Below are 24,760 nucleotides of genomic sequence, written 5' to 3'. Positions count from 1 at the left end.
CTCCTTACAACTCTTCCACGATTATATTCGTATTTGTAAATACACAAATTTCCGCTGCAATTTGTAAAGATGATTGAGCGATTTCCTTTGCCGATAAGTGGTCGCTGGAAAACCGCATTAATGCCCTGCCGGCTGCCAATGCATAATTCCCTCCCGATCCTATGGCGAGAATCCCGTCATCCGGTTCAATTACTTCCCCGGTGCCAGAAACGAGCAGTAAATGGTTCTTATCCATCACGACTAGCATGGCTTCAAGCTTTCTCAATACATTGTCACTTCTCCATTGCTTTGCCATTTCAACGGCAGCGCGCTGAAGATTGCCATTATACTCTTCAAGTTTAGCTTCGAACATCTCAAATAAAGTGAAAGCATCTGCAACGGAACCAGCAAAACCTGCAAGTACATTACCATTAAAGATTTTTCTTACTTTCCTCGCTGTATGCTTCATCACTACTGAATTTCCTAAAGTAACCTGCCCATCACCGGACATGGCACATTCACCTTTATGATGCACTGCAAATATCGTTGTCATAAAGTGTCCCCTTTCAACATTTAAGGCCGCGGATGTGATGCATTGTAGACTTTTTTCAATTGGTCTTTTGTAACATGCGTATACACTTGCGTTGATGAAATTTTTGAATGACCAAGCAATTCCTGAACCGTGCGAATGTCCGCCCCATTATTCAATAGGTGTGTAGCAAACGAATGCCTTAGCATATGGGGATGAAGACTTCCATCTGCGGCTGACTTTTTAATCAATTCATTCAATATATAGCGAACTCCCCTAGGTGTCAGAGGGTCTCCACGAAAATTAACAAATAAATAAACATGCGCCTTGGCGTCAGACGAAGTCAATTCCATCCTGGCTGTACGTATGTATAAATCTATCGCTTCCTGTGCATATCTACCAACCGGAACGTAGCGATCCTTTTTTCCTTTTCCATGGATCAGTACTGTCCCTAAGGAAAGATCGATATCCTGCAGTTTAATATCACAACATTCACTTACGCGAATGCCTGTAGCATACAATAATTCCAGTAAGGCATTGTTCCTTATTCCTATCGGTGAATCTTTCTTTAAAGAAGAAAACAACTGATCCATTTCCTTCTCATAGAGAAAACGTGGCAGTCTTTGATCCTTTTTAGGTAAAGAAGCAAGGGAAAAAGGGTTATCCTTCACATCACCTTCACGCAGTAAAAATTTATAAAGGCTCCGCAAGCAAGAAGTTTTTCTTGCAACAGTGCGCTTAGAAAGTTTTTTCTCATATAAATTCGTTAAATATAACCGGACATCAAGATATTCAACGGACGTGATGTCCTCAATCCCCTGTTCATTAAGGAACAGGAAAAATTCGTGAATATCACGTTTGTAATTTTCAATGGTGTAATGTGAACTGTTCTTTTCAATTTGTAAATATTCGATGAAGGATGATAATGCCTTTTTTTGATTAATCATGGAAACACCTCGCAAAGGCTAATAAATAGTATCATACTTTAAAACAGCAGGCAAATATTTTACAAATTTTTCACAAAGTTCTGAATTGTGTCCAAAGCGCGTTTAGCATGCGTTTCATTCCGCTCTTTTTTGGATTTGATTCTCACTTCAAGGTCTGGAAGCAATCCAAAGTTGGCATTCATCGGCTGGAAGCTCTTACCATTCGTCGACGTTATGTACCTTGCCATACTGCCCATCGTCGTCTCCGCAGGGAAAATGATAGGCTCCAAACCTTCGACGATCCTTGCAGCATTGATACCTGCGACAAGTCCCGACGCAGCCGATTCAACATACCCTTCAACGCCAGTCATCTGACCGGCAAAGAATAAATCATCCCGATTCTTGAATTGGTATGTTGGCTTCAAAACATTAGGTGAGTTTATGAAAGTGTTTCGATGCATGACCCCATAACGTACAATTTCCGCATTTTCCAATCCAGGTATGAGCTGCAATACTTCTTTTTGCGGCCCCCATTTCAAATGTGTCTGAAAACCAACAATATTGTAAAGTGTTCCTGCCGCATCATCCTGACGCAATTGAACTACAGCAAAAGGACGTTTTCCCGTTTTTGGATCTTCTAGGCCAACTGGCTTCAATGGACCAAATAACATCGTTTTCTTCCCGCGTGATGCCATTACTTCAATGGGCATGCAGCCTTCAAAAAAGATTTCTTTTTCGAATTCTTTAAGCGGGACTGTTTCAGCAGCAATCAATGCATCATAAAAGCGGTCAAACTCTTCTTCCGTCATCGGACAGTTCAAATAAGCTGCTTCCCCTTTATCATAACGGGATTTCAAATATACTTTATCCATATTGATGCTGTCTTTTTCAAGAATTGGTGCGGCAGCATCATAAAAGTACAAGTATTCTTCATCCATGATTTGCTTTAAGCTATCAGATAGTGACTGACTTGTAAGCGGACCGGTTGCAATGACGGTAGGACCTTCCGGAATTTCCGTCACTTCTTCATTAATGACCGTTACATTTGGATGATTTTTGACCCTTTCCGTAACAAGACCGGCAAATTCATGACGATCAACGGCTAATGCACCGCCAGCCGGTACAGCACAAGCATCCGCTGCGGACATGATGACCGAATCCAGTATACGCATTTCTTCTTTTAATACACCAACTGCATTTGTTAACGTATTTGCCCGAAGTGAATTGGAACAAACAAGTTCAGCGAATTTATCGGTATGATGGGCTGGCGTTTGTTTTACAGGGCGCATTTCATATAGATCGACTTTAATTCCTCTTTTAGCTAACTGCCAAGCCGCCTCACTTCCAGCAAGCCCAGCACCGATTACACTTACTTTTGTTTCTTTCATTTTTCGAACCTCCATGTATAGATATGATAAGACAGGATCATTTATCATTAAAACTGCTTTCCAGAAGTTTCATTTTTAACGATATCTATGTATTTATACCCGAAATACTCATTCCTGCTAACGATTATTTTAAAAATATGCCATCCTTATTTACTAAAAGGGTAACGGACGCAAATAGGAATTATATCTTTAAAAGAATGTACTTGTCCACTGAATTTTACATCACAAGGCCTAAATAAAAAAGTTTCAAGCTTTATCCATTTTCTTCTTGGAAGTAAATCCACCTATCACCATGATATCATACTTCCCTGAACATAAAGAAACCCGGCAGATGCCGAGTCCATTTATATTTAGGGTTTTTCGATAGTTCACAAGGAAAGTAAACGATTTCAAGGCCTTTTCTATGCTTGGGGCATTTCTTTAAAATCACAATCCATGCACTGGACCTGGACACCTTTTTTGAGTTTTTTCTCAACAAGTGTACCTTCACATTTTGGACAACTCCGCGGCAGCGGTTTATCCCAAGATATGAAGTCACATCCAGGGTAAGTATCACACCCGTAAAATATGCGGCGTTTTTTACTTTTCCTTTCAATGATATTTCCTTCTTTACATTTTGGGCATTTGACACCGATTTCTTTGACGATTGGTTTGGTGTTACGGCAATCCGGGAAATTACTGCATGCCATGAACTTTCCATAACGTCCCATCTTAAAGACCATCCCATGTCCGCACTCCACGCAATCTTCACCTGCAGGTTCATCTTTGATTTCAATTTTCTCCATCTCGACTTCGGCTTTAGCCAAATGAATTGCAAATTCTTTATAAAATTCATCGATGACCTTAATCCATTCAATATTGCCTTCCTCAACGCTGTCAAATTCCTGTTCCATCTTGGCAGTGAACTCTGCATCGAGAATATCCGGGAAGAATTCGCGTATCAATTCGAGAACGATCTCACCAAGCTCTGTCGGGATGAACCGTTTATTATCCAAGGTAACATAGCCCCGTTTTTGGATCGTATCCAAGGTAGGCGCATATGTAGACGGACGGCCTATTCCCAGTTCCTCTAGGGTCTTGACCAGACGGGCTTCAGTATATCGGGGCGGAGGCTGTGTGAAATGCTGCTTCGGCTCGATATCTTTTGAAAAGAATTGATCTCCTTTTTTCACATCAGGAAGTGCATTTTCCTTTTCTTCCACCGAGTCATCGGACCCTTCAACATATACCTTCATGAAACCCGGAAATTTAATTTTTGAACCATTTGCCCTGAAGATGACATCCCCGTTATGCAGGTCGATGCTCATCGTATCCATGACCGCCGAAGACATTTGACTGGAAACGAATCGTTCCCAAATCAATTTATAAAGACGGAATTGATCTCTGGATAAGAACTCCTTGACTACGCCCGGTTCACGTAATGTGCTTGTTGGCCTGACGGCTTCATGCGCGTCCTGGGCATTAGTTTGTTTTTTCTCCTTGCGCTGCTCGACCTGAACATATTCTTTACCATAACTATTTTGAATGAACGTATGGACTTCCTCTTTGGCACTATCTGAAATCCGGGTCGAATCGGTTCTCATATAAGTGATTAACCCGACTGTACCTTCCTTGCCAAGCTCGATTCCTTCATAAAGCTGCTGAGCAAGCATCATGGTTTTCTTCGCACGGAAATTCAATTTACGTGCCGCTTCCTGTTGCAGGGAAGAAGTTGTAAAAGGTGCTGCTGGATTACGCCTTCTTTCCTTTTTAGCCACAGCTCCTATCGTAAATTCGCCGCCATTTAAAGAAGCGAGCACTTTTTTGACGTCCTCTTCGGTATTTAATTCCTTCTTCTCGCCGCCAAGGCTGAAGAAAGAACCTTCAAACTGTTCTTTTCCTTTTACAAAATCAGCCTTGATTGTCCAATACTCTTCCGGGATAAAATCTTTGATCTCCTTCTCCCGGTCAATGATCATCCGTACAGCAACCGATTGGACCCGTCCCGCGCTTAAGCCCTTTTTCACCTTTTTCCACAATAACGGGCTTATATTGTATCCGACCAAACGGTCCAAGACCCTTCTTGCCTGCTGAGCATCAACCAATTTCATATTTATTGGCCTTGGCGATTTAAATGATTCCTTGATAGCCTCTTTCGTGATCTCGTTGAATACCACGCGGCAATCTGAGTTAACGTCAACATCAAGACTGTGAGCCAAATGCCAGGCAATTGCTTCCCCTTCCCTGTCGGGGTCAGCCGCGAGATAGATTTTTTTCGCTTTTTTTGCAGCTGTTTTCAATTCTTTTAAAACCGGGCCTTTGCCGCGGATAGTTATATATTTAGGTTCATATTCATGTTCAACATCGACACCCATTTGACTTTTAGGCAAATCACGTACATGCCCCATGGAAGCCTTTACTTTATATTTTTTTCCCAAGTAACGTTCTATTGTTTTCGCCTTTGCGGGCGATTCCACAATCACTAAGTATTCTGACATCCAATAAATCCTCCTCAAAGAGGTAATATAAATCTTCACTATTATTAATCATTCAAAAATCATTTGTCAACACCTCTTTACTTTTCAAAGCATGCTGATTCATTTATTTCTAGTTTTTTGACAAGAGGTGCCATTTGCAAAACTTATAACAGTTTTACAATATTTTCAACCTTTTTGTCTAATAATTCAACCCACCCTTCAAAAAAAGCACCTATTTTTTCAATTTTCCCGTTTGATTCTCCGTCTATCTTCTATATTATATTGTTCAAAACTCTTCCTCGATCTGCCTGGAGCTAAAAACAAGTTTGGCACCATCATAAATCAATTGATTGGTACCCTGTGATTCAGGGCTCGTAACATTACCAGGAAGCGCAAATACTTCCCTGCCGTGTTCCAAAGCAGCTTGTGCCGTAATAAGGGAACCGCTTCTTTCTTTTGCCTCTACCACGAATACGCCCTGTGATAATCCGCTGATGATTCGATTCCTAAGTGGAAACATCCATGGTTCCGCCTTCACTTCCGGTGGAGTCTCAGATATAAGCAGGCCTTTATTCATGATTTCTTCAGCAAGGGTAAAATTGGATTTCGGATATATTTGCTTAAGCCCTCCGCCTAAAACCCCGATCGTATCTCCGCCTTCCCTTAATGTGATCTTATGTGACTCTGCATCGATTCCAGCCGCCATTCCGCTTATGATCACGAACTTTTTCTTTACAAGCGGTAATAGAATCGTTTTTAAGGCCTCCAGCCCATACGAGGTTGGCTTGCGTGTTCCAACAACACCTAGGGTATTCTTCCTTGTTAAAAGCTTCTTATCACCTTTAAAATAAAGAACCCACGGAGGATCGAATATTTGCTTTAGCAAAAAAGGATATTCATCATCGAAGATCGTTAAACAATGGATTTGGCTATCTTCGTATTTTTTAAGTTTTTCGATGGAATGGAGTGAATGTAAATCTTTGAGAAAGAGGTTAAGCTTATTTGAAGGGATAGGGAGCATTTTTGCCCATTCAACGTAATTCGTCGTGAACAGGGAAGATAATGATGGGTCTTTGGACATGATTGCTTGGATTGTTTTCCATCCTGCTCCGCGGCAATGATGGAGATGGATTAACTTTTCTTTTTTATTCAATCGGAAACGCCCCTAATCGGATATTTTTAAAGGTAGGTTGATAGTGATGTACTTGGTCTCTCCCGAGGAAATTCGAGGAAATAAAGACCGACCCAAAAAAAGGTCGGCCAAGCTTAAATCAATGTGTTTTACAAGGTTCGTAAATATCTTTTTCTTTTAAAACGGAAATCAATGTTTCTCCCATTACGGATGGAGTTTCGGCAACTTTGATTCCACATTCGTTCATTACGCGGATTTTCTCGTCAGCCGTCCCTTTTCCTCCTGAGATAATGGCACCGGCATGTCCCATGCGTTTACCGGCAGGAGCCGTACGGCCACCAATGAAACCAACAACTGGCTTAGTCATATTTTCCTTCACCCAGATTGCCGCTTCTTCTTCCGCCGTTCCGCCGATTTCCCCGATCATGATCACCGCATGTGTTTCCGGATCTTCATTGAACGCTTTTAAAACATCAATGAAATCCGTTCCGTTAACGGGATCTCCACCGATACCGACAGCCGAAGATTGTCCGATGCCTGCTTGCGATAATTGGTGAACAGCTTCATATGTCAAAGTTCCAGAACGAGAAACTACGCCTACATGGCCTTTTTTGTGGATATACCCTGGCATGATACCAATCTTACACTCTTCAGGAGTAATGACACCTGGGCAGTTCGGTCCGATCAAGCGAGTTTTTTTGCCTTCCATGTAGCGCTTCACCTTGACCATATCCAGTACAGGAATATGTTCCGTGATACAAATGGCAAGATCAAGTTCTGCGTCTACGGCTTCAAGAATTGCATCGGCAGCAAATGGTGCCGGTACATAGATAACAGATGCACTCGCACCGGTTTCAGTGACAGCTTCGGAAACTGTATTGAATACAGGTACCCCTTCCACTTCTGTTCCACCTTTACCCGGAGTGACTCCCCCTACGATTTTCGTGCCGTATTCCAACATTTGTTTTGTATGAAATAATGCTGTTGCACCAGTGATTCCCTGAACGATCACTTTCGTATCTTTATTAATATAAACGCTCATTATGTTCCCCCCTGCCTATTATCCTACAAGTGATACTATTTTTTGTGCTCCATCTGCCATTGATTCAGCAGCCGTAATATTTAAACCTGACTCTTTTAGAATCTTTTTGCCAAGGTCCACATTCGTTCCTTCAAGACGAACAACAAGAGGGACATCCAGTCCAAGCTCTTTGGCAGCAGCCACGACGCCTGTAGCGATGATGTCACATTTCATGATTCCTCCGAAGATATTAACGAAGATGCCTTTAACATTTTGATCGGAAAGGATGATTTTGAAAGCCTCTTTTACTTTTTCCTCAGTGGCGCCGCCACCAACGTCAAGGAAGTTAGCCGGATCTCCCATATAATGTTTAATGATGTCCATCGTCGCCATAGCAAGCCCGGCACCATTAACCATGCATCCGATATTTCCGTCAAGCGATATGTAACTTAGGCCATGTTTTGATGCTTCAATCTCTTTCGCATCCTCTTCATCCAAATCACGGTACTCCGCGATGTCCTTATGGCGGTAAATCGCATTATCATCGAAGTTCAATTTAGCATCAAGCGCCATTACATCGCCGTCACCCGTTACCACTAATGGGTTGATTTCTGCGATTGAGCAATCCTTTTCAACGAAAGCTGTATATAGGTTAATCATCAGTTTGGAAGCTTTATTTATAAGTGGAGCCGGAATATTGATATTGAATGCAATCCTCCGTGCTTGGAAACCAGTCAGGCCTACAACCGGATCGATTACTTCTTTGAATATTTTCTCTGGTGTCTTTTCGGCCACTTCCTCAATTTCCGTACCGCCTTCTTCAGAAGCCATCAATACGACACTGTCCGTAGCACGGTCAAGGACAAGCCCGATATAATACTCTTTCGTAATGTCGCAGCCTTCTTCAATAAGTAAACGCTTAACTTCCTTGCCTTCAGGTCCCGTTTGATGGGTCACCAGTGTCTTGCCAAGAATCTCTTCTGCATATGTACGTGCTTCATCAAGATTCTTTGCTACCTTGACTCCGCCGGCTTTACCGCGGCCGCCCGCATGAATTTGAGCTTTGACGACAACAACTTCCGTACCTAACTCCTTCGCTGCTTCAACTGCTTCATCAACAGTAAAGGCAACCCGGCCATTTGGAACGGATACCCCGTATTGTCGCAATATCTCTTTCCCCTGATACTCATGGATATTCATTTCCCATCCTCCTTATCTACTAAAAAACAACCTTGAAATTTAATGCGTGTTTTCTCTATCATATTACAACAAAATTCTCCCTCGTGCATAATATTCTTTCACATAATTTTTAAAATATTATTATAATATACTTCCTTACCCTTTAAAAAAATAGAAAAAACCTTCTGCGCCGTTGTGTTTTTTTCTTATTAATATCATTTATTTCGGATCTGCAATTCTAGTACAAAAAGAGTCATATTTCTATCAAAAACACTCCCGTGAAAGCCTTTTCAATTTATTGTTCCAAAGATATTCTCATGAATAACTACGGTTATCCTGGTCTTGATTCAAAGAAAAGTAAAAGGACAAAGCCCTGTCGCCTTGTCCTTTTACAAATAGTTTAGTATTTTTTTAATATAATGAAAAATCGACAGTAATTCTCCTAATATTCTACATAAACCAACAGAAACCCATTGGTGAAACCAGATGGTTAGTCTCCTACCGATTCATGTCCTTGTCAACTTTATAAATGAATGCAAATACCTCTGCAACAGCTCCATACAATTCTTCAGGAATCGTTTGATTTATATCCAATTGACCTAAAAGTGCAGCAAGCGATTCGTCCCTTTGGACCGGTATATCGAGTTTCATGGCCTTATCCATAATAGTTTCAGCCGTTTTCCCTTTCCCTTTGGCCAATATGACGGGCGCTTTGGATGTCTTTTGATCATACTTTAATGCAATGGCTTCTTTTCGTTTATCATTTATCATATTCGAATATCCACTCCACTATATGAACCTGCTTCTGTAAAAAGAATCGGTTCCCCCCTAAGGTCCCGCTCTTTTTCATATACGGGATTTACAAACGAAACTCCTGATAATCTGTAATCCATTTTCCCAAGATTCTCTCTCAGGATGTCAAGGTATTGACCGGCTGCCTCTTCAAGGGTTGCACCATGCCCATTGATGACCGTCACTTTTATGATTCGGTTTTGAACCTGCATGTCGATGACCGTCTCTTCAAGGTGCTCCAATTCTAAATAAAATAGGACTCGGCAGTAATCCGGGTCTATTTTGCCTTCTTTTGTCTTCCTTCCGCTCCATTGTAACGTCAGATCCGTTTTAGTAGATCCCAGATTGAGTGGAAGTGTAAGGAGTAAATTCTGAATCGGCCCGTTTTCCTGTGAAAGGATCTGTTGCGCTGTAATCCGATTCAGGATTTGTTCTGCCATTTCCTTGATAGCTGCCGGAATTTGCTCATTCAGCAATTTAAGCAGCAGCGGTTTAAGTGTCTCTAAATCATTGGGGAAATCTGCCAAATCATCTCCTGGAAGATTAATGAGTGCATGTTCCAGCTGGAGTCCAAGGATCTTGGTCATTTCTTTCAGTTGGTGTGCGACAGAAGGTCCATGGGTGTAATCGATTGTTTGAAAATCAGCTGCCAATACATGTGAAAGGACCAGCTTCTCATTAATCCTAGCGGATTGGGCCTCAGGAGGCTTATTAAGCGACCGAAACAGTAATTCAGCAGCTTTAACCCTTCGACTCAGCTACTTGCTCTGTGTCCTTATTCAAGTAGCCTATAAGGTCATTCACTTCTATTTTTCCGTCTACTGCCTTTGTAGCTATCGCTTCGGCAAAAGCATTCTGGAGTAAATGAAAGGCAAGAGGGGTAAGTTTTTCTGCAGAAATGTTTTTTCTCTGCATCGAGTGGATATCAATCGGCAGTTTTGCCTTCTCATGATCATGACTATTCAATATGCGGTTAATAGCCATTTCGATTTCTTCAACTTGTGCAAATGCTCCGCCTTTAGCTGCGGAAAGCAGCTGCAATCCTTGGTGTAATTTATCAATCGCTGAATTTTTAGGAATACCGGACCTAACCTCAGCTCCATCCATTAAACTTTCCAGAAAGACGGATTCCGTCATTCCCTTTGGAAACGAAACCCGTCTTTTGAAGCAGGGAAAATGCCCCGGATTTCATTTCTGGCGTTGAATCGGAATTCAGCCAAGCGGTCACAAGTTTTTGTAAACCGATTTGTTGAAGCTGGTTCTGTTTGGCAACATGTAAAGAGTCCAATACCTCCATTAGCTTGGAGGCAGTCCTCGTTACTGCCCCACCATCCTGCAGCTGCTGCCTGAAGCCACTGAGGAGTTTGTGGAAAGGTTCACCTTTGGACTGCGTAAATAATGCATCAAATACACCTTTTACAAAAGGCAGTTGCTGAATGAACATTGTTTTTATTACAGGCAGACCAACTTCTGCAGCATCAGCAGCTTTTAACCATTGTAAAGCGGATTGAAAAGTTTCCTTGGTTATCGGAAGGCGGTTTGTCAGCAGGTATGGTATTCGGCAAGCTTGGTTGCGGCCGGTTCAGGTTTTATGCCGAGGTGAGCGATCAATTGTGCAACTGTTCCCTTTAAGCCAGAAACGTTCAAATTGGGGGAATCTAAAGCTTTTAACACGACACACCCCTCAATTGGTTGCTGCACTTGAAACCAATACTTCACTCCTGTACGAAGCGGGATATCAAGAGTGGCAACCATTTTTTGATGGCCAACCTGTACCTCGGCCGTTTGGTTAAGAAAAAACTTATTCACCTTCCCGAAAAGGATTTGCCCGTTTTTCAAACTCGCAGTTCCTTTTATTTCAATGGGTGAAGCTACGGGTTGACTGCTTTTTATGGATTGCACCACTCATCCCCCCCTTATTCCTTCGTTCGTGCAGCGATTTCCTTAACCGGTGCAAAACTTCTTCTATGCCAAGGTGTAAGCCCGTGTATGTCGAGCGCTTCTAAATGTTGGCTTGTCCCGTAACCCATGTGCTTTTCAAAACCATATTCCGGATATTTTTCACCATATTCCTTCATCATCCTATCACGAGTCACCTTGGCTATTATGGATGCCGCAGAGATGCTAATGCTTCTTGCGTCCCCCTTTATGAGGGAAAGCTGGGGAATCGGCACATCCAGTTCCATCGCATCGATCAACAAATGATCCGGAAGTTCTGACAGATCGTTCACTGCAGCCACCATTGCCTTTTTCGTAGCTTGATATATATTGATTTCATCAATTACTTCGCTATGTACAACACCTACACCTACGGATATCGCTTCCTTAAAAATCATCTCATAAAACTGTTCCCTTTTTGACTCCGGAATCTTTTTAGAATCATTAAGCCCTGGCAAATAAAAAGAATCAGGCAAGATGACTGCACTTGTCACAACCGGTCCCGCAAGAGGTCCTCTTCCCACTTCATCGATGCCAGCGAGAATGGAAAACCCTTGTTTCCGTAATTGCCTTTCAAACTCTGTCATTTCCGTGAAAGCATCCCTTACCTGTTGTTCTTTTTCATAAGTTCTTTGCCATTTGTTTACTAAGTCGGTTACTCCCTTCCGTCCGTCCTCCCGGCATTTCTGTAAAAATAAATCTTCCGGCTCTCTTATCGTCTTTAACTTTAAGGAGATTTCCTTAATGCTCATTGCAGTTATCATCTTTTATCACCCATCATTTTAATTATCGGCAGTCTTGCTTCTTTTCTACAGTTCAAACAAAAATACGGAGCGGAAAAGAGACATCAAAAAGAAAAAATCTTTTCGACATCCAACTCCAGCTCCGTATTACAACACTCAAGTCAATGTTAATCTTATTCGGGGATATCATCCTTTTCATAATCCGAAGGAACCTCGAACGTAAGCGGGCCCATCTTTTCTGAACGGATTTCACGTACGACCAACTCTGCGGTTTTGTCATAATCGATGAAGCCCCCAGATGCTAAACAGCCCCTGAACTTTCCAACAGCATCGAACAATTCGAGCGTTTCCTGTGGAATTACATCCAGGTTATAACGGGATTTCAGTCTTTCCGGGTATTCTTTTTCCAAAAAGCGAAGGCCATATAATGAGACTTCGTGCAAGTTTAAAATCGTATCCTTGATCGCACCTGTCAACGCAAGCTTCAAACCTACTTCTTGATCCTCGAATTTCGGCCAGAGAATCCCCGGCGTGTCGAGCAATTCCAATTCCTTACCCACTTTTATCCATTGCTGCGCTTTAGTGACTCCAGGTGTATTTCCTGTTTTGGCAATGTTCTTTTTGGCAAGTCGATTGATTAAAGTCGATTTCCCCACGTTAGGAATGCCGACTATCATGGCACGGATCGCTCTCGGCTTTATTCCTCTTGATTCCATCCGCTCATACTTTTCTTTTAAAAGATTTTTGGATGCAGCTGTAATCTGGTTTAAACCGTTTCCTGCCTGTGAGTTAATGGCAATCGCCGTTTTCCCCTGCGATTTATAATGTTCCAGCCACATATTCGTTTTTGCCGGATCGGCCATATCAGCTTTATTCAAAAGGATGACCCTCGGTTTATGCTGAATGATTTCGTCGATCATCGGATTTCGTGAAGATGCCGGAATCCGGGCATCCACAAGTTCAAAGATGATGTCGATCAGTTTTAATTTCTCTGTTACTTCCCGTCTTGCTTTGGCCATATGGCCAGGGAACCACTGTATTGTCAATGGAATCCACCTTCCTACTATTCCGCCAATCGAAAGTCTTCGATCGGCCAATAAACTAATTTAGTTTTTCCTAACACTTTATCGTAAGGAACGACACCTACACCAATATGGCGGCTATCCTTGCTGAAACGGCGATTATCCCCCAGGACAAATAGGTGATCTTCAGGCACCGTTCCTTGTTCTATGACATCACTTAATGTAAAAGGTTCCGTCAAAGCCCCGCCATCAATCAATTGTTCTTTATATTCATCCAAGTATGGCTCATCATAAGCTTTTCCATTCACGTAAAGAGTATCATCTCTATATTCCACTTTTTCCCCTGGCAATCCGATGACCCGTTTTATGTAATCTTTGCCTTCTGGAGCTTCGAAAACGATAATGTCGAATCTTTTGGGTTCGCCAATCGAATAGGAGATTTTATTAACGATCATGCGGTCCGTATCCTTTAATGTCGGCATCATGGAATTACCGTCCACAACAATAGGAGCCAGGAGGAAATAACGAATCAGCGTCGCCGCTATAACCGCGATTATGACCGCCTTTGTCCATTCCCACAATTCATTTTTCTTTTTCGCCATCCTTACCCACCCTTTTTGAAGCATATCAACAATTATTTTAACATGTCGCGGACGCTATAGCGAGCAGGATTCTATATAGCTTTCACCCTATGTGCATTCATATCGTTTCTTAAAGTGCAAAAAGGGAGCCTGATAAACAAGCTCCCTTTTTTGCATGATACTGTTTGGTTATTCACCTTATGTGGATCATGGTAAACCCGCATGAAGATATTCGAAGAATTAACGACGAATTTCTTTAATACGTGCTTTTTTACCACGAAGTTCGCGTAGGTAATAAAGTTTCGCACGACGTACTTTACCGTGACGGATAACTTCTAGTTTCGCAATTTTTGGTGTGTGAACAGGGAAAGCACGTTCTACTCCAACGCCGTAAGAGATCTTACGCACTGTGAAAGTTTCACTAACTCCGCCGCCACGACGTTTGATTACAACGCCTTCAAACAACTGGATACGTTCGCGAGTTCCTTCAATAACCTTTACGTGTACACGTACTGTGTCACCAGGTCTGAATGATGGAAGATCTGAGCGAAGTTGTTCTTTTGTGATTTCGTTAATAAGATTTTGCATCGATTTCAACTCCTCCTGGACGCTCTTGCAAATACTTATTGTTTGCAGCGGAACATCGTTATAAGACTGAGCATTTTGCCCAAGTCACAAGGTATATCCTATCATACTCTAAACGTCGATGCAATAGACATCAGTCTTCTTTTTTAATCTCGGACAATAATTTTTTTTCAACTTCCGATAGTTCATAACTATCGAGCAAATCCGGACGTCGAATCCAAGTTCTGCGCAGAGATTCCTTCATCCGCCATTCATCGATTTTTTTATGATTCCCGGATATTAGCGGATCGGGAACTTTCATCCCCCTGAAATCTGCAGGTCTAGTATAATGGGGATGCTCTAACAAACCAGAAGAATAGGAATCAAGGATCGGGGAGTCAACATTTCCCAAAACGCCCGGCAGCAAGCGAACAACGCTGTCAATAATGACCATTGCGCCCAATTCCCCGCCTGTAAGCACAAAGTCACCAATAGATATTTCATCCGTTACGACATGCTCCCGGATGCGCTCATCATACCCTTCATAATGCCCGCAAATGAAAATGAGATGTTCCTCTTCAGCAAACTCTTCGGCTTTTTTCTGCGTGTAACGCTCTCCCTGGGGACAAAGGAGGACTACCCTTGGGGTTAGCTCCCCTTGCCCTTTAAGAGCTTCCACAGCATCAAAGATCGGCTGTGCCTTTAATACCATTCCGGCACCGCCTCCATAAGGATAATCATCTACCGTCGAATGCTTATTATCTGCATAATCTCGAAAATTGGTCACCTTATAGCTCACAGCCTGCTTTTCCGCAGCCTTTTTTAAGATTGACGAACCAAATACCCCTTCGAACATTTCTGGAAAAAGCGAAAGCACATCGATTTTCATCAGTCTAAAAGTCCTTCCATCGGTGTAATGATGACCCTTTTAGCGGAAATATCCACTTCTTTAACAATTTGTTCAATATACGGGATCAGGATGTCCTTACTGCCAGCTTTCTTAATGACCCAAACATCATTGGCACCAGGCGTAAGAACCTCAACGATTTCCCCAACTTCCATTCCTTCATCCGTAAATACCGAACAGCCGATGATTTCATGGAAGTAGAACTCACCTTCGTCCAATTTACCAAGCTGTGCTTCCTTCACTTTCAGGACCCCGTTTTTAAATGCTTCAACCTGTCCGACGTTATAATAATTCTCGAACGTCAATAGGTTAAAGTTTTTATGGGTGCGATGCGACCTGATTATAAGGGGCAAGGGTTTTTTCTCCGTGTCCCTAAACAGATACAGAGTATTTCCCACTTTGTACCGTTTTTCTGGAAAGTCTGTTGAAGAAATCACACGGACTTCTCCTAAAAGACCATGTGTGTTGACAATTTTACCTACATTAAACCATTTTTCCATTCTTTCACCTCTAACGAATTTCCGAGACGATTCCATCTTTTATGACAATGGTCTTCGTTGCCATGATTTCGTCCCAATCTGCCCCAATTTCCACATCAATGATACTTTGAACTTCCCGTTCCTTCAATTCACTACCTGCGGGAAGGATCTCCAACTGCTCCATTTGAAATTCAAGCAGTTTAATTTTTTCTTGCCTCTGGTTTATTTCTTTTTCAAAATGAGCACGGAGACTAGCAGGTTGGAGAGTTCTTGTTTTTTCAAGTTTTTTCAGTTCAAAGCGAAGCTGTTCACTCTCTTTTTGAAGCTGAAGGCGTTTTGACTTGTATTTCTCGAGGAGCTGATTCTTGCTGGATTCCGTTAATACTTGGTTAACGATTACATTTTGGAGAATTTTCATTCCAGCACCTCCTATTATCTATGATTTCTTATTTCCTTCAAAAAATATGTATGATGGGGTAATCTTTTTGAAATGGGGGTCATTCTCTTAAGTATAACGTAAATCGGTAAAAGATGCGTCTTAAAAAGGCGTAAAGTTTAAAGTCCGGGTCTATTCAATTAGGATCCAAGTCGAAATTTCACTTTCTTGAAGTACAAAAAAAGGAGGGGTATTAACCCTCCTTATTCGGAAATCTCCAAATAGATTTTCTTCTGCTGTGAAGATCCTGCTGCATATACCACAGTCCGAATCGCCTTAGCAACACGCCCTTGTTTACCGATCACCTTGCCCATATCCTCTTTATGAACGGAGAGGATATAAACAATCCGGTCGGATTCTTCCTTGGAGGTCACGATGACCTCTTCCGGATAATCCACAAGTGCTGAAACAATCGTTTCAATAAGTGCTTTCATCAACTACCGTCGATTACTTGCTGTTTTTTGCAACATGGAATTTTTCCATGATGCCTTGTGTAGAGAATAAGTTACGAACTGTATCAGATGGTTTAGCTCCATCTTGTAACCATTTAAGAGCAAGCTCTTCGTTGATTTCAACTTTAGCTGGTTGAGCAACCGGGTTATAAGTTCCTACCACTTCAATGTAACGTCCGTCACGTGGTGAACGAGAATCTGCAACTACAATACGATAGAAAGGAGATTTTTTAGCTCCCATACGTTTTAAGCGAATTTTTACTGCCATTTTAAATAAGCACCTCCGAATAGTTTCACACAAGATAGTATAATATCAAATGTCTTGCATGTTTGTAAAGGTTTTTTTCTTAACAGGTAAAAAAAGTGTTGAAATACATGGCTTCGACCCGTATTCGCCTCAGTTTAGACCTGAAATAAACCTTACATGAACGGGAATTTGAATCCCTTTTTCTTTCCTTTTTGCATGTTCGTGACCTGTTTCATCATCTTTTTCATTTCTTCGAATTGCTTCAGTAGACGGTTCACTTCTTGAATCGATCTGCCGCTTCCTTTTGCAATCCGTTTCTTGCGGGATGCATTCATGGTTTCCGGATGTTCCTTTTCATGCGTTGTCATTGAACGGATGATAGCTTCAACATGACCGATCTGTTTCTCATCGATCTGAAGGTTGTCCATCCCTTTCATTTTATTCGCACCGGGAATCATTTTCAGAATATCATCAAGCGGTCCCATATTCCGCACCTGACCAAGCTGATCAAGGAAATCATCAAAGGTAAAAGTGGCGGTACGCATCTTTTTCTCTAATTCTTTCGCTTTTTCTTCATCTACATTGGCCTGTGCTTTTTCGATAAGGGTCAATACATCACCCATGCCGAGGATCCTTGACGCCATCCGCTCTGGATGGAACGCTTCAAGTGCATCCAATTTTTCACCCATACCGACGAATTTGATCGGCGTGTCGGTGACTGAACGAATTGAAAGTGCCGCACCACCACGTGTATCCCCATCAAGTTTCGTTAATACGACTCCTGTCAGGCCTAGCTGTTCATTGAAGCTTTGGGCTACATTGACCGCATCCTGACCTGTCATCGCATCGACAACCAGGAAGATTTCATCAGGTTTTGTCAACTCTTTGATATCCTTCAGTTCGCCCATCAAGTTTTCATCCACATGAAGACGGCCTGCGGTATCAATCAACACATAGTCATGATGTTCTTCCTTAGCTTTTTCAATTGCCTGTTTGGCAATTTCAACAGGGCTGACCTGGTCCCCAAGGGAGAAAACAGGCATGCTTAATTGTTTGCCAAGTGTTTCGAGCTGCTTAATCGCCGCCGGACGGTAAATATCAGCCGCAACGAGCAATGGCTTGCGGTTGTATTTTTTTCTAAGAAGATTGGCAAGCTTTCCGGTGGTCGTCGTTTTACCAGCACCCTGAAGACCTACCATCATAATGACAGTCGGTGGTTTCGAGGCAACGGCAATCTTGCTCTGTTCGCCGCCCATCAGCTCAGTCAATTCTTCCTTAACTACTTTAATTACCTGTTGACCGGGGGTTAAGCTTTTCAGCACTTCCTGACCTACCGAACGTTCACTGACACGTTTTACAAAATCCTTCACGACTTTAAAGTTAACATCCGCTTCAAGCAGGGCCAATCGAACTTCACGCATCATTTCTTTCACGTCCGCTTCGTTGACCTTCCCTTTTCCACGGATCTTTTGCATCGTGCTCTGCAGTCGGTCGGCCAATCCTTCAAATGCCATATTGCCGCCTCCTAATCCAACTTCTCAAGCGTTGTGATTGCGTCTAGCAGCTTCTCTTTTGAAAAGGATTCCTTTTCTATGAGTCCCTTCATATTCGCAATCCACTGGTTACGCTCTTGAAATTTTTGAAATAACAATAGCTTTGCTTCATATTCCTCAAGCATCGCTTCTGTTCTTTTTATATTATCATAGACTGCCTGCCTACTGACTTCGTATTCATCGGCAATCTCGCCAAGAGAGTAATCATCCAGATAGTAGAGGGACATGTAGCTCTGCTGCTTCTCTGTTAACAACGATTGGTAAAAGTCATACAAATAATTAATCCGCGTTGTCTTTTCAAGCATCTTAGCAAGCCTCCCTGCTGTTAAGTGAAAACCCTTTACAAGTTTATATTGTAAAGCCTTGTTTATTTGATGTCAAGTTAAACTCCTTACCACGTGTTTGCAAAGCATTATTTTTTCATTTTCCGCTTCTTTTTTGGACCTTTCTTCAATTGGTCCTCCAATTATCATGGTAAAAAAACCAGAAGAGAATGAACTCTTCCGGCTTACAATTTTCCCTTAAACCTCTTCTTTATCGATGATATCAGCAAAAAGGCCATAAACATATTTCTCGGCATCGAATTCCTGTAGATCATCCATTTTTTCACCTAGCCCGACAAATTTAACGGGAATGGCCAATTCATTGCGAATCGCCAAAACAATTCCACCTTTAGCGGTGCCATCAAGCTTTGTTAAAACAATACCGGAAACATTTGTCGCTTCCTTGAATGTCTTGGCCTGGATAAGGGCATTTTGCCCAGTTGTCGCATCAAGGGCAAGCAGCACCTCGTGTGGTGCACCTGGTACTTCACGTTCAATTACACGTTTCACCTTTTCCAATTCCTTCATTAAATTCACTTTATTCTGCAAGCGACCGGCAGTGTCACAGATAAGGATATCCGCTTTTCGTGCCTTGGCGGCCTGAATGGCGTCGAACATGACAGCTGCTGGGTCAGAGCCTTCACCCTGTTTGATTACACTGACACCGACACGCTCACCCCAAACCTCAAGCTGTTCAATCGCACCGGCACGGAAGGTATCCCCTGCAGCCAATACGACAGATTTTCCATCTGTTTTGAATTTGTGGGCAAGTTTACCAATGGTCGTCGTTTTACCTACCCCATTAACCCCTACAAACAAAATAACCGTCAAACCTTCTTCTTGTATATTCAGGCTAGAAGTCGCTTCATCATCACCTTGGTAGATTTCAACAAGCTTTTCGGAAATAACGGACTGCACTTCCCTCGTATCAGAGATATTGCGAAGCTTGACTTCCATTTTTAATTGATCAATCAGTTCCATCACAGTATCAAAGCCTACATCAGCCTGTATCAGGATTTCTTCAAGTTCTTCAAAGAAGTCCTCATCCACTTTCCGATAACGGGCAACAAGTTCATTAACCCTTCCAGTAAAGGAATTCCTCGTCTTTGTCAAACCTTGTTTGAATTTTTCCCCAATGGATACTTCTGCTTCAACTGATTTTTCTTTTTCTTCCTGAGTAGTAAATTTCTCTTTTAACTTTTTGAAAAAACTCATTGTCCCACTTCCTCTAATTCATGAATTTTAAACTTCCATAAAGTTTTCTGATTCTTCCATCCGGACGGAAACAAGTTTGGAGACGCCTGACTCCTGCATCGTAATGCCGTATAGGACATCTGCCTCTTCCATCGTGCCTTTGCGGTGAGTAATCACGATGAACTGCGTTTCCCTGCTGAACTTTCTTAAAAATTGGCTGAACCGGACGACATTCGCCTCATCTAGCGCTGCCTCGACTTCGTCAAGGATACAGAAAGGAACAGGACGCACTTTTAGAATGGAGAATAAAAGGGCTATGGCTGTCAATGCTCGTTCTCCGCCGGATAAGAGGCTCAAATTTTGCAGTTTTTTTCCGGGAGGCTGTGCAATGATATCCACCCCTGTATTTAGCAAATCATCAGGATTCGTCAGTTTCAGCTCCGCTCTGCCTCCGCCAAATAAAGCTTTGAAGACTTGTTCGAATTCTTTACGGATCGAATAGAAAGTATCCGCAAAGCGGCGTTTCATTTCATCATCCATTTCATCGATGACTTGGAATAATGTATCTTTCGCCTGTTGAAGGTCTTCCTTTTGACTAAGAAGGAATTCATAGCGTTCAGCTACACGTGCGTATTCATCAATTGCACCTAAATTCACCGTCCCCAGTTCCTCGATTGCAAGCTTGATGAGCTTCACCCTTTTTTGAGCTTCGTCGGCAGGCATCATCAATGGATACTGTTCTTTAGCACCTTCAAAGGAAAGGGTATATTCTTCTCGCAAGTGGTCGAGGCGATTTTCCAGTTCGACATCCAGACGAGTTAATTTCACTTCTTCATCCTTTATCACTTCGACAATGCCTCTATAAAGTCGATTTTCTTCTTTCAAGGACAGTTCGAGCGTTTCAACTTCCATTAGAAGCTCGTTTTTTTCCTGTTTTTTTATGGTGATTCCTTCAATTGCTCCATTTTTATCGAGCAATTTCTGCTGAGCCATATCTTCCAGGGACTCTTCCCCGCTTGAACTGTCTGTCATTTCATTGGTGAGGAGCCCTAAATCATCTTTGTTTTCAGCAAGCCTGCTTGATTCCTTAGAAAGATCCGATTCAATGCGTTCCATCTTCTCTTTTTGGTTTTGCAGCTGGCCACGCTTGGAAGCGAGCATTACCTTCAGTTCATTCGTTTCTTCAGCAAGACTCTCTTTTGAAGATTGTTGTGATTGCTTTTGTTCGGTCATTTCGGAAATCAACCGGTCCAGACCTTCAATTTCCGATTTACATGATTCCAAAAGTTCTTCCAGCTCTTCAAGTCTTGCCGTTTTTTGCTGTTGTTCTTCTAAATATGAATTTTTATCCAAATCATAAAGATGCAGCCGTTCATTCACATTTCTTTCCTGAAGCTCCACTTCACGGAGTTCCCCTTTAAGGGTTTGTTCTTGTAATCGAAGTCTCTCTCCCGTTTTTCTGGTTTGTTCAAGCGTTTGCTCTTGAACACCCACATCCACTTTGAGCTGTTTGACTTGCTTTTCAAGCTGATTCGTTTTGACTTCCATGGCAGCAAGTTTTTGTTGGAGCTCCTCCAATTCCGTTTTCCTTGAAAGCAGGGAGGTCGTTTTTTGCTTTAAGGCTCCACCAGTCATTGAACCACCTGGATTAACGATATCCCCTTCAAGTGTTACGAAGCGGAAACGGTGCTGCATCATTTTCGCCAGGTCATTTGCCCCTTTTAAATCTGTGGTGATAATCACTGTTCCTAATAGGTTTTCAGCAATCGCTGCATGCCTATCATCATATTGGATCAATGAGGAACCAGTCCCTACAAAAGCTGAATGGCTCTTCAGCATCGATAATTGGTTAGCTGATATCTCTCTTGCCTTTATGACTGATAAAGGCAAGAAAGTCGCACGCCCATACCTATTTTTCTTCAAGAAGGAAATGGCTTCCCGTGCATGCTCTTCGCGTTCCACGACAACATGCTGCATCGCTCCGCCCAAAGCCGTTTCAATGGCCGTTTCATATTCCTTTGGAACCTTTATCAATTCCGCAACTGCCCCTTCAATGCCTCGAAGGGTTTCTTTCGCTTTCAAAACCTCTTTTACACCCTGAAAGAAGCCTGCATAATCATCTTCCATTTCTTCAAGCAGTTCCTTACGCGATTTAGCCTGTTGAAGGAATTGATAGGCCTTATAAAGGGTGGTTTCTTGTTTTTGATACGTATCTTTTGCCGCGTTCAATTTATTCTGCTGATTTCGGAAATAAGTGACATGCTCTTCAAGCTGCTTGGTCATATTGTCCATCAGCTGTGAATATTCCATTTTTTTTGCAGTGATTTCCATTCTTTCAGTTAAGAACTTTTCATTTTCCATATCAAGTTTTGCATTTTTATGTTCCTGCTGCGCAAGCTGCTGAAGCAGGTATTGTTTTTCGTTTTTGGCCGAGGCCTGCTTGTTCAACCACTCGATATAGTCACTCTTTTTCGCTTCGATCACCGCTTCAATATCACTATTGAATAGACCGAGGCTTTTTTGTTTTTCATGTAAGGTTTCAGAAATCCCTTTCACTTCCAAGTTCAGTGCATGCAGGATTTCCGTTTCTCTTTCCTTTTGCAAAGACAAACGCTCGACAGCAGCCTCACCTTCCACAATCGCTTTTTCCAGCTGTGACTTGTTTTGGGCGGCATTTTTTTTCCGTTCTTTCAAAACTTCTTTACGGCCTTCAAGCTTTTCAAGTTCTTCGCTGGCATTCAGGAGAATCTCCTGAAGGCCATTGATCGATGTCTCAAGCGTCGCAAGACTATCCCTTAACTTTTTGAGATGCGCTTCCCTGTCCTGAAGCTGTCCTGCCATTTGCTGTTCCATTTCATTATGTTTTTCAAGTTCCTGTGATAGTTTTTCCCATTTTTCATAAAGCTCTTCAATTTCATAAACGGTTAAAGCCACTTCTATTTGCTCTAGCTCGTCTTTCTTCGCCAAAAATTCCTTGGCAAGGGAAGACTGAATTTTTAATGGCTCCACCTGCCCCTCCAATTCATGGAGGATATCATGGACACGGTTTAAGTTATCCTGTGTTTCCGTCAGCTTCGATTCCGCTTTTCGTTTTCTCGTTTTATACTTCAGGACACCGGCTGCTTCTTCAAAAATCACTCGTCTTTCTTCAGCCTTACTGCTAAGGATTTCTTCCACTTTCCCTTGGCTGATGATGGAAAACGCTTCTCTCCCAAGACCGGAATCCATGAAAAGGTCTATGATGTCTTTCAGACGGCAACCTTGATTATTAATGAAAAATTCACTTTCTCCCGATCGATATACACGCCTTGTCACACTGACTTCATGAAAGTCGATCGGCAGGGAATTGGTCTCGTTATCAAGGGTCAATGATACTTCCGCAAAATTCAACGCTTTCCTCGTGTCACTTCCCGAAAAGATGATATCTTCCATTTTTGCTCCACGCAGTGATTTCGCAGACTGCTCTCCAAGGACCCACCGGACTGCATCGGTCACATTACTTTTACCGCTTCCGTTTGGTCCAACCACTGCCGTGACACCAGGTACAAAATCTATCGAAATTTTCTCTGCGAAAGATTTAAATCCTACAACGTCCAAACGTTTGAGGAACATGACCTTTCCCCCTCTACTGTTCAACTATCTTGTTGATTTTTTTCTTTTAAAACGATCAATGCATGCTCGGCTGCATGCTGCTCCGCTTCTTTTTTGGACTTTCCTATTCCAGAGCCAAGTTCTTCCCCATTCAGGGAGACCGTCGAAACAAACTCCCGATTATGGGCCGGTCCTTTTTCCTGCAAGATCTTATATTGCAGGACACCGATGGCATCGCGCTGGATCAGCTCCTGAAGCTGGCTCTTATAATCCATCACATGAGAAAAAGCACCCTCGTCTATCTTCGGAAACACGACATTCGTCAAAAACTGCACAACTGGCTCTAATCCTTGATCAAGGTACAAAGCACCAATATAGGCTTCGAATACATCCGCAAGCATGGCAGGGCGTTCCCTTCCACCTGTCATTTCTTCCCCTTTTCCGAGTAATACATATTCCCCGTAAGAAAGGCTATTGGCAAAAGCAACAAGTGAAGGCTCACACACAATGGCTGCCCTTAGTTTGGTAAGTTCACCTTCGCTCATCATCGGATATTTTTGATATAAGTATTTAGAGATGGTCAGTTCAAGTACAGCGTCCCCCAAGAATTCAAGCCTTTCATTATCTTCATAAGGCTTACGGCGATGCTCATTCACATAAGATGAATGTGTAAAAGCTTGTTTCAATAAGTTTTCATCTTTAAAATGAAAACCCAGATTTTCTTGCAACTGTTTGAATTTATTTTCCTTGATTGATGGTTTACGATTATTTCCGTTCCTACGCATCACACAAAACCCTCCACGGTTCAAAAAGCATATTTTTCCAATATATAAAAAGAAACCTGGCAGGAATTCCTGTCAAGCTTTCCTATGTACCATCATACATGATTATCCGCTTAAAGAAAACTAAAGGCAAAAGACACTGCATGCAGGCGGAGCATACCCGTGAACATGCTCATTCCGTTATCTGCCGCTGAATCAAACTTCTTTAAGCAATAAGAGAAAGCCCCGTTAAAAAACGGAGCTTTTAGTCAAATGACAATTCATTACATAGTGCTTTGTATGTAATTCACAGCATCACCTACTGTGGCGATTTTTTCAGCGTCATCGTCCGAAATTTCCATATCAAACTCGTCTTCGAATTCCATGACTAGTTCAACTACATCAAGGGAATCGGCACCAAGATCTTCTTTGAAAGAAGCTTCAAGTTTTACCTCTGATTCTTCTACGTTCAAACGATCTACAACGATTTTAGTTACTCTTTCTAATACATCTGCCAATGTGTTCACCTCCCCTCAAGACATTATAAATTAATTTCGAAAAAAATCA

At 42.2% G+C, this 24,760-nt stretch carries 27 protein-coding genes; all 27 read right to left on the bottom strand.

Features of this window, described 5'->3' with window-relative positions; genetic code table 11:
• Positions 1-4 precede the first annotated feature (4 nt).
• Positions 5-532, bottom strand: coding sequence for an HslVU peptidase proteolytic subunit (gene hslV / locus MKX49_RS06450; RefSeq protein WP_048684874.1), 528 nt, complete (start codon positions 530-532; stop codon positions 5-7).
• A gap of 20 nt (positions 533-552) precedes the next feature.
• Positions 553-1,455 (bottom strand): tyrosine recombinase XerC, encoded by a 903-nt coding sequence (gene xerC / locus MKX49_RS06445; protein WP_048684877.1) that lies wholly within the window; start codon positions 1,453-1,455, stop codon positions 553-555.
• Between the two features lie 59 nt (positions 1,456-1,514).
• Positions 1,515-2,822 carry an FADH(2)-oxidizing methylenetetrahydrofolate--tRNA-(uracil(54)-C(5))-methyltransferase TrmFO gene (gene trmFO / locus MKX49_RS06440; RefSeq protein ID WP_048684880.1) on the bottom strand — a complete coding sequence of 436 codons (1,308 nt, stop codon included), beginning with the start codon at positions 2,820-2,822 and terminating at the stop codon, positions 1,515-1,517.
• 401 nt (positions 2,823-3,223) lie between these two features.
• Positions 3,224-5,299, bottom strand: a complete 2,076-nt coding sequence (gene topA / locus MKX49_RS06435; RefSeq protein WP_048684883.1) for a type I DNA topoisomerase — start codon at positions 5,297-5,299, stop codon at positions 3,224-3,226.
• Positions 5,300-5,564: 265 nt separating this feature from the next.
• Positions 5,565-6,431 (bottom strand): DNA-processing protein DprA, encoded by an 867-nt coding sequence (gene dprA / locus MKX49_RS06430; protein ID WP_340875732.1) that lies wholly within the window; start codon positions 6,429-6,431, stop codon positions 5,565-5,567.
• Between the two features lie 118 nt (positions 6,432-6,549).
• Positions 6,550-7,452 carry a succinate--CoA ligase subunit alpha gene (gene sucD / locus MKX49_RS06425; protein WP_048684890.1) on the bottom strand — a complete coding sequence of 301 codons (903 nt, stop codon included), beginning with the start codon at positions 7,450-7,452 and terminating at the stop codon, positions 6,550-6,552.
• An 18-nt stretch (positions 7,453-7,470) separates the two neighbouring features.
• Positions 7,471-8,631 (bottom strand): ADP-forming succinate--CoA ligase subunit beta, encoded by a 1,161-nt coding sequence (sucC, locus tag MKX49_RS06420; RefSeq protein WP_048684894.1) that lies wholly within the window; start codon positions 8,629-8,631, stop codon positions 7,471-7,473.
• A gap of 477 nt (positions 8,632-9,108) precedes the next feature.
• The gene (locus tag MKX49_RS06415) at positions 9,109-9,381 is read right to left on the bottom strand and encodes an EscU/YscU/HrcU family type III secretion system export apparatus switch protein (protein WP_340875728.1); all 273 of its coding nucleotides are present in this window, start codon (positions 9,379-9,381) and stop codon (positions 9,109-9,111) included.
• Positions 9,378-10,055: a hypothetical protein gene (locus MKX49_RS06410; protein ID WP_340875726.1), complete on the bottom strand. Its 678-nt coding sequence runs from the start codon at positions 10,053-10,055 to the stop codon at positions 9,378-9,380. The genes MKX49_RS06415 and MKX49_RS06410 overlap by 4 nt, the downstream gene beginning before the upstream one ends.
• Positions 10,056-10,143: 88 nt before the next feature.
• The gene (locus tag MKX49_RS06405; RefSeq protein WP_340875723.1) at positions 10,144-10,509 is read right to left on the bottom strand and encodes a hypothetical protein; all 366 of its coding nucleotides are present in this window, start codon (positions 10,507-10,509) and stop codon (positions 10,144-10,146) included.
• Positions 10,496-10,846 (bottom strand): hypothetical protein, encoded by a 351-nt coding sequence (locus tag MKX49_RS06400; RefSeq protein ID WP_340875721.1) that lies wholly within the window; start codon positions 10,844-10,846, stop codon positions 10,496-10,498. The genes MKX49_RS06405 and MKX49_RS06400 overlap by 14 nt, the downstream gene beginning before the upstream one ends.
• A 98-nt stretch (positions 10,847-10,944) precedes the next feature.
• On the bottom strand, positions 10,945-11,304 hold the full coding sequence (locus MKX49_RS06395; RefSeq protein WP_340875719.1) for a hypothetical protein: 360 nt from the start codon (positions 11,302-11,304) through the stop codon (positions 10,945-10,947).
• 14 nt (positions 11,305-11,318) lie between these two features.
• Entirely contained in the window at positions 11,319-12,101 is a 783-nt protein-coding gene (locus tag MKX49_RS06390) for a ribonuclease HII (RefSeq protein WP_223255880.1), read from the bottom strand.
• A gap of 155 nt (positions 12,102-12,256) precedes the next feature.
• Positions 12,257-13,129 (bottom strand): ribosome biogenesis GTPase YlqF, encoded by an 873-nt coding sequence (gene ylqF / locus MKX49_RS06385; protein WP_048684908.1) that lies wholly within the window; start codon positions 13,127-13,129, stop codon positions 12,257-12,259.
• Between the two features lie 17 nt (positions 13,130-13,146).
• Positions 13,147-13,707, bottom strand: a complete 561-nt coding sequence (gene lepB, locus MKX49_RS06380; protein ID WP_063231882.1) for a signal peptidase I — start codon at positions 13,705-13,707, stop codon at positions 13,147-13,149.
• Between the two features lie 219 nt (positions 13,708-13,926).
• Positions 13,927-14,274: a 50S ribosomal protein L19 gene (gene rplS, locus MKX49_RS06375; RefSeq protein ID WP_034313702.1), complete on the bottom strand. Its 348-nt coding sequence runs from the start codon at positions 14,272-14,274 to the stop codon at positions 13,927-13,929.
• A 130-nt stretch (positions 14,275-14,404) separates the two neighbouring features.
• Positions 14,405-15,139 (bottom strand): tRNA (guanosine(37)-N1)-methyltransferase TrmD, encoded by a 735-nt coding sequence (gene trmD / locus MKX49_RS06370; protein WP_048684912.1) that lies wholly within the window; start codon positions 15,137-15,139, stop codon positions 14,405-14,407.
• Positions 15,139-15,657: a ribosome maturation factor RimM gene (gene rimM / locus MKX49_RS06365; protein WP_340875714.1), complete on the bottom strand. Its 519-nt coding sequence runs from the start codon at positions 15,655-15,657 to the stop codon at positions 15,139-15,141. The genes trmD and rimM overlap by 1 nt, the downstream gene beginning before the upstream one ends.
• Positions 15,658-15,667: 10 nt before the next feature.
• Positions 15,668-16,054: a YlqD family protein gene (locus MKX49_RS06360; protein ID WP_034313711.1), complete on the bottom strand. Its 387-nt coding sequence runs from the start codon at positions 16,052-16,054 to the stop codon at positions 15,668-15,670.
• Positions 16,055-16,275: 221 nt separating this feature from the next.
• Positions 16,276-16,506, bottom strand: a complete 231-nt coding sequence (locus MKX49_RS06355) for a KH domain-containing protein (RefSeq protein WP_048684915.1) — start codon at positions 16,504-16,506, stop codon at positions 16,276-16,278.
• Between the two features lie 13 nt (positions 16,507-16,519).
• Positions 16,520-16,792 carry a 30S ribosomal protein S16 gene (rpsP, locus tag MKX49_RS06350; RefSeq protein WP_048684918.1) on the bottom strand — a complete coding sequence of 91 codons (273 nt, stop codon included), beginning with the start codon at positions 16,790-16,792 and terminating at the stop codon, positions 16,520-16,522.
• A 152-nt stretch (positions 16,793-16,944) separates the two neighbouring features.
• Positions 16,945-18,285, bottom strand: a complete 1,341-nt coding sequence (gene ffh, locus MKX49_RS06345; protein WP_034313716.1) for a signal recognition particle protein — start codon at positions 18,283-18,285, stop codon at positions 16,945-16,947.
• Between the two features lie 11 nt (positions 18,286-18,296).
• Positions 18,297-18,629, bottom strand: a complete 333-nt coding sequence (locus tag MKX49_RS06340) for a putative DNA-binding protein (RefSeq protein ID WP_034313718.1) — start codon at positions 18,627-18,629, stop codon at positions 18,297-18,299.
• Between the two features lie 216 nt (positions 18,630-18,845).
• A complete protein-coding gene (gene ftsY / locus MKX49_RS06335; protein WP_340875711.1) occupies positions 18,846-19,862 on the bottom strand; it encodes a signal recognition particle-docking protein FtsY in 1,017 nt (338 codons plus the stop codon).
• A gap of 27 nt (positions 19,863-19,889) precedes the next feature.
• Positions 19,890-23,453 carry a chromosome segregation protein SMC gene (smc, locus tag MKX49_RS06330; RefSeq protein ID WP_252297588.1) on the bottom strand — a complete coding sequence of 1,188 codons (3,564 nt, stop codon included), beginning with the start codon at positions 23,451-23,453 and terminating at the stop codon, positions 19,890-19,892.
• Between the two features lie 20 nt (positions 23,454-23,473).
• On the bottom strand, positions 23,474-24,217 hold the full coding sequence (gene rnc / locus MKX49_RS06325; RefSeq protein ID WP_034313726.1) for a ribonuclease III: 744 nt from the start codon (positions 24,215-24,217) through the stop codon (positions 23,474-23,476).
• A gap of 260 nt (positions 24,218-24,477) precedes the next feature.
• Positions 24,478-24,711, bottom strand: coding sequence for an acyl carrier protein (locus MKX49_RS06320; RefSeq protein WP_034313729.1), 234 nt, complete (start codon positions 24,709-24,711; stop codon positions 24,478-24,480).
• Between the last annotated feature and the right edge of the window lie 49 nt (positions 24,712-24,760).

Origin of the sequence: Peribacillus sp. FSL M8-0224 (assembly GCF_038003055.1) — a bacterium.
In the GTDB taxonomy this organism is placed as follows: Bacteria; Bacillota; Bacilli; order Bacillales; family DSM-1321; genus Peribacillus; species Peribacillus frigoritolerans.
This window is presented reverse-complemented; position numbering and strand designations above follow the sequence as displayed.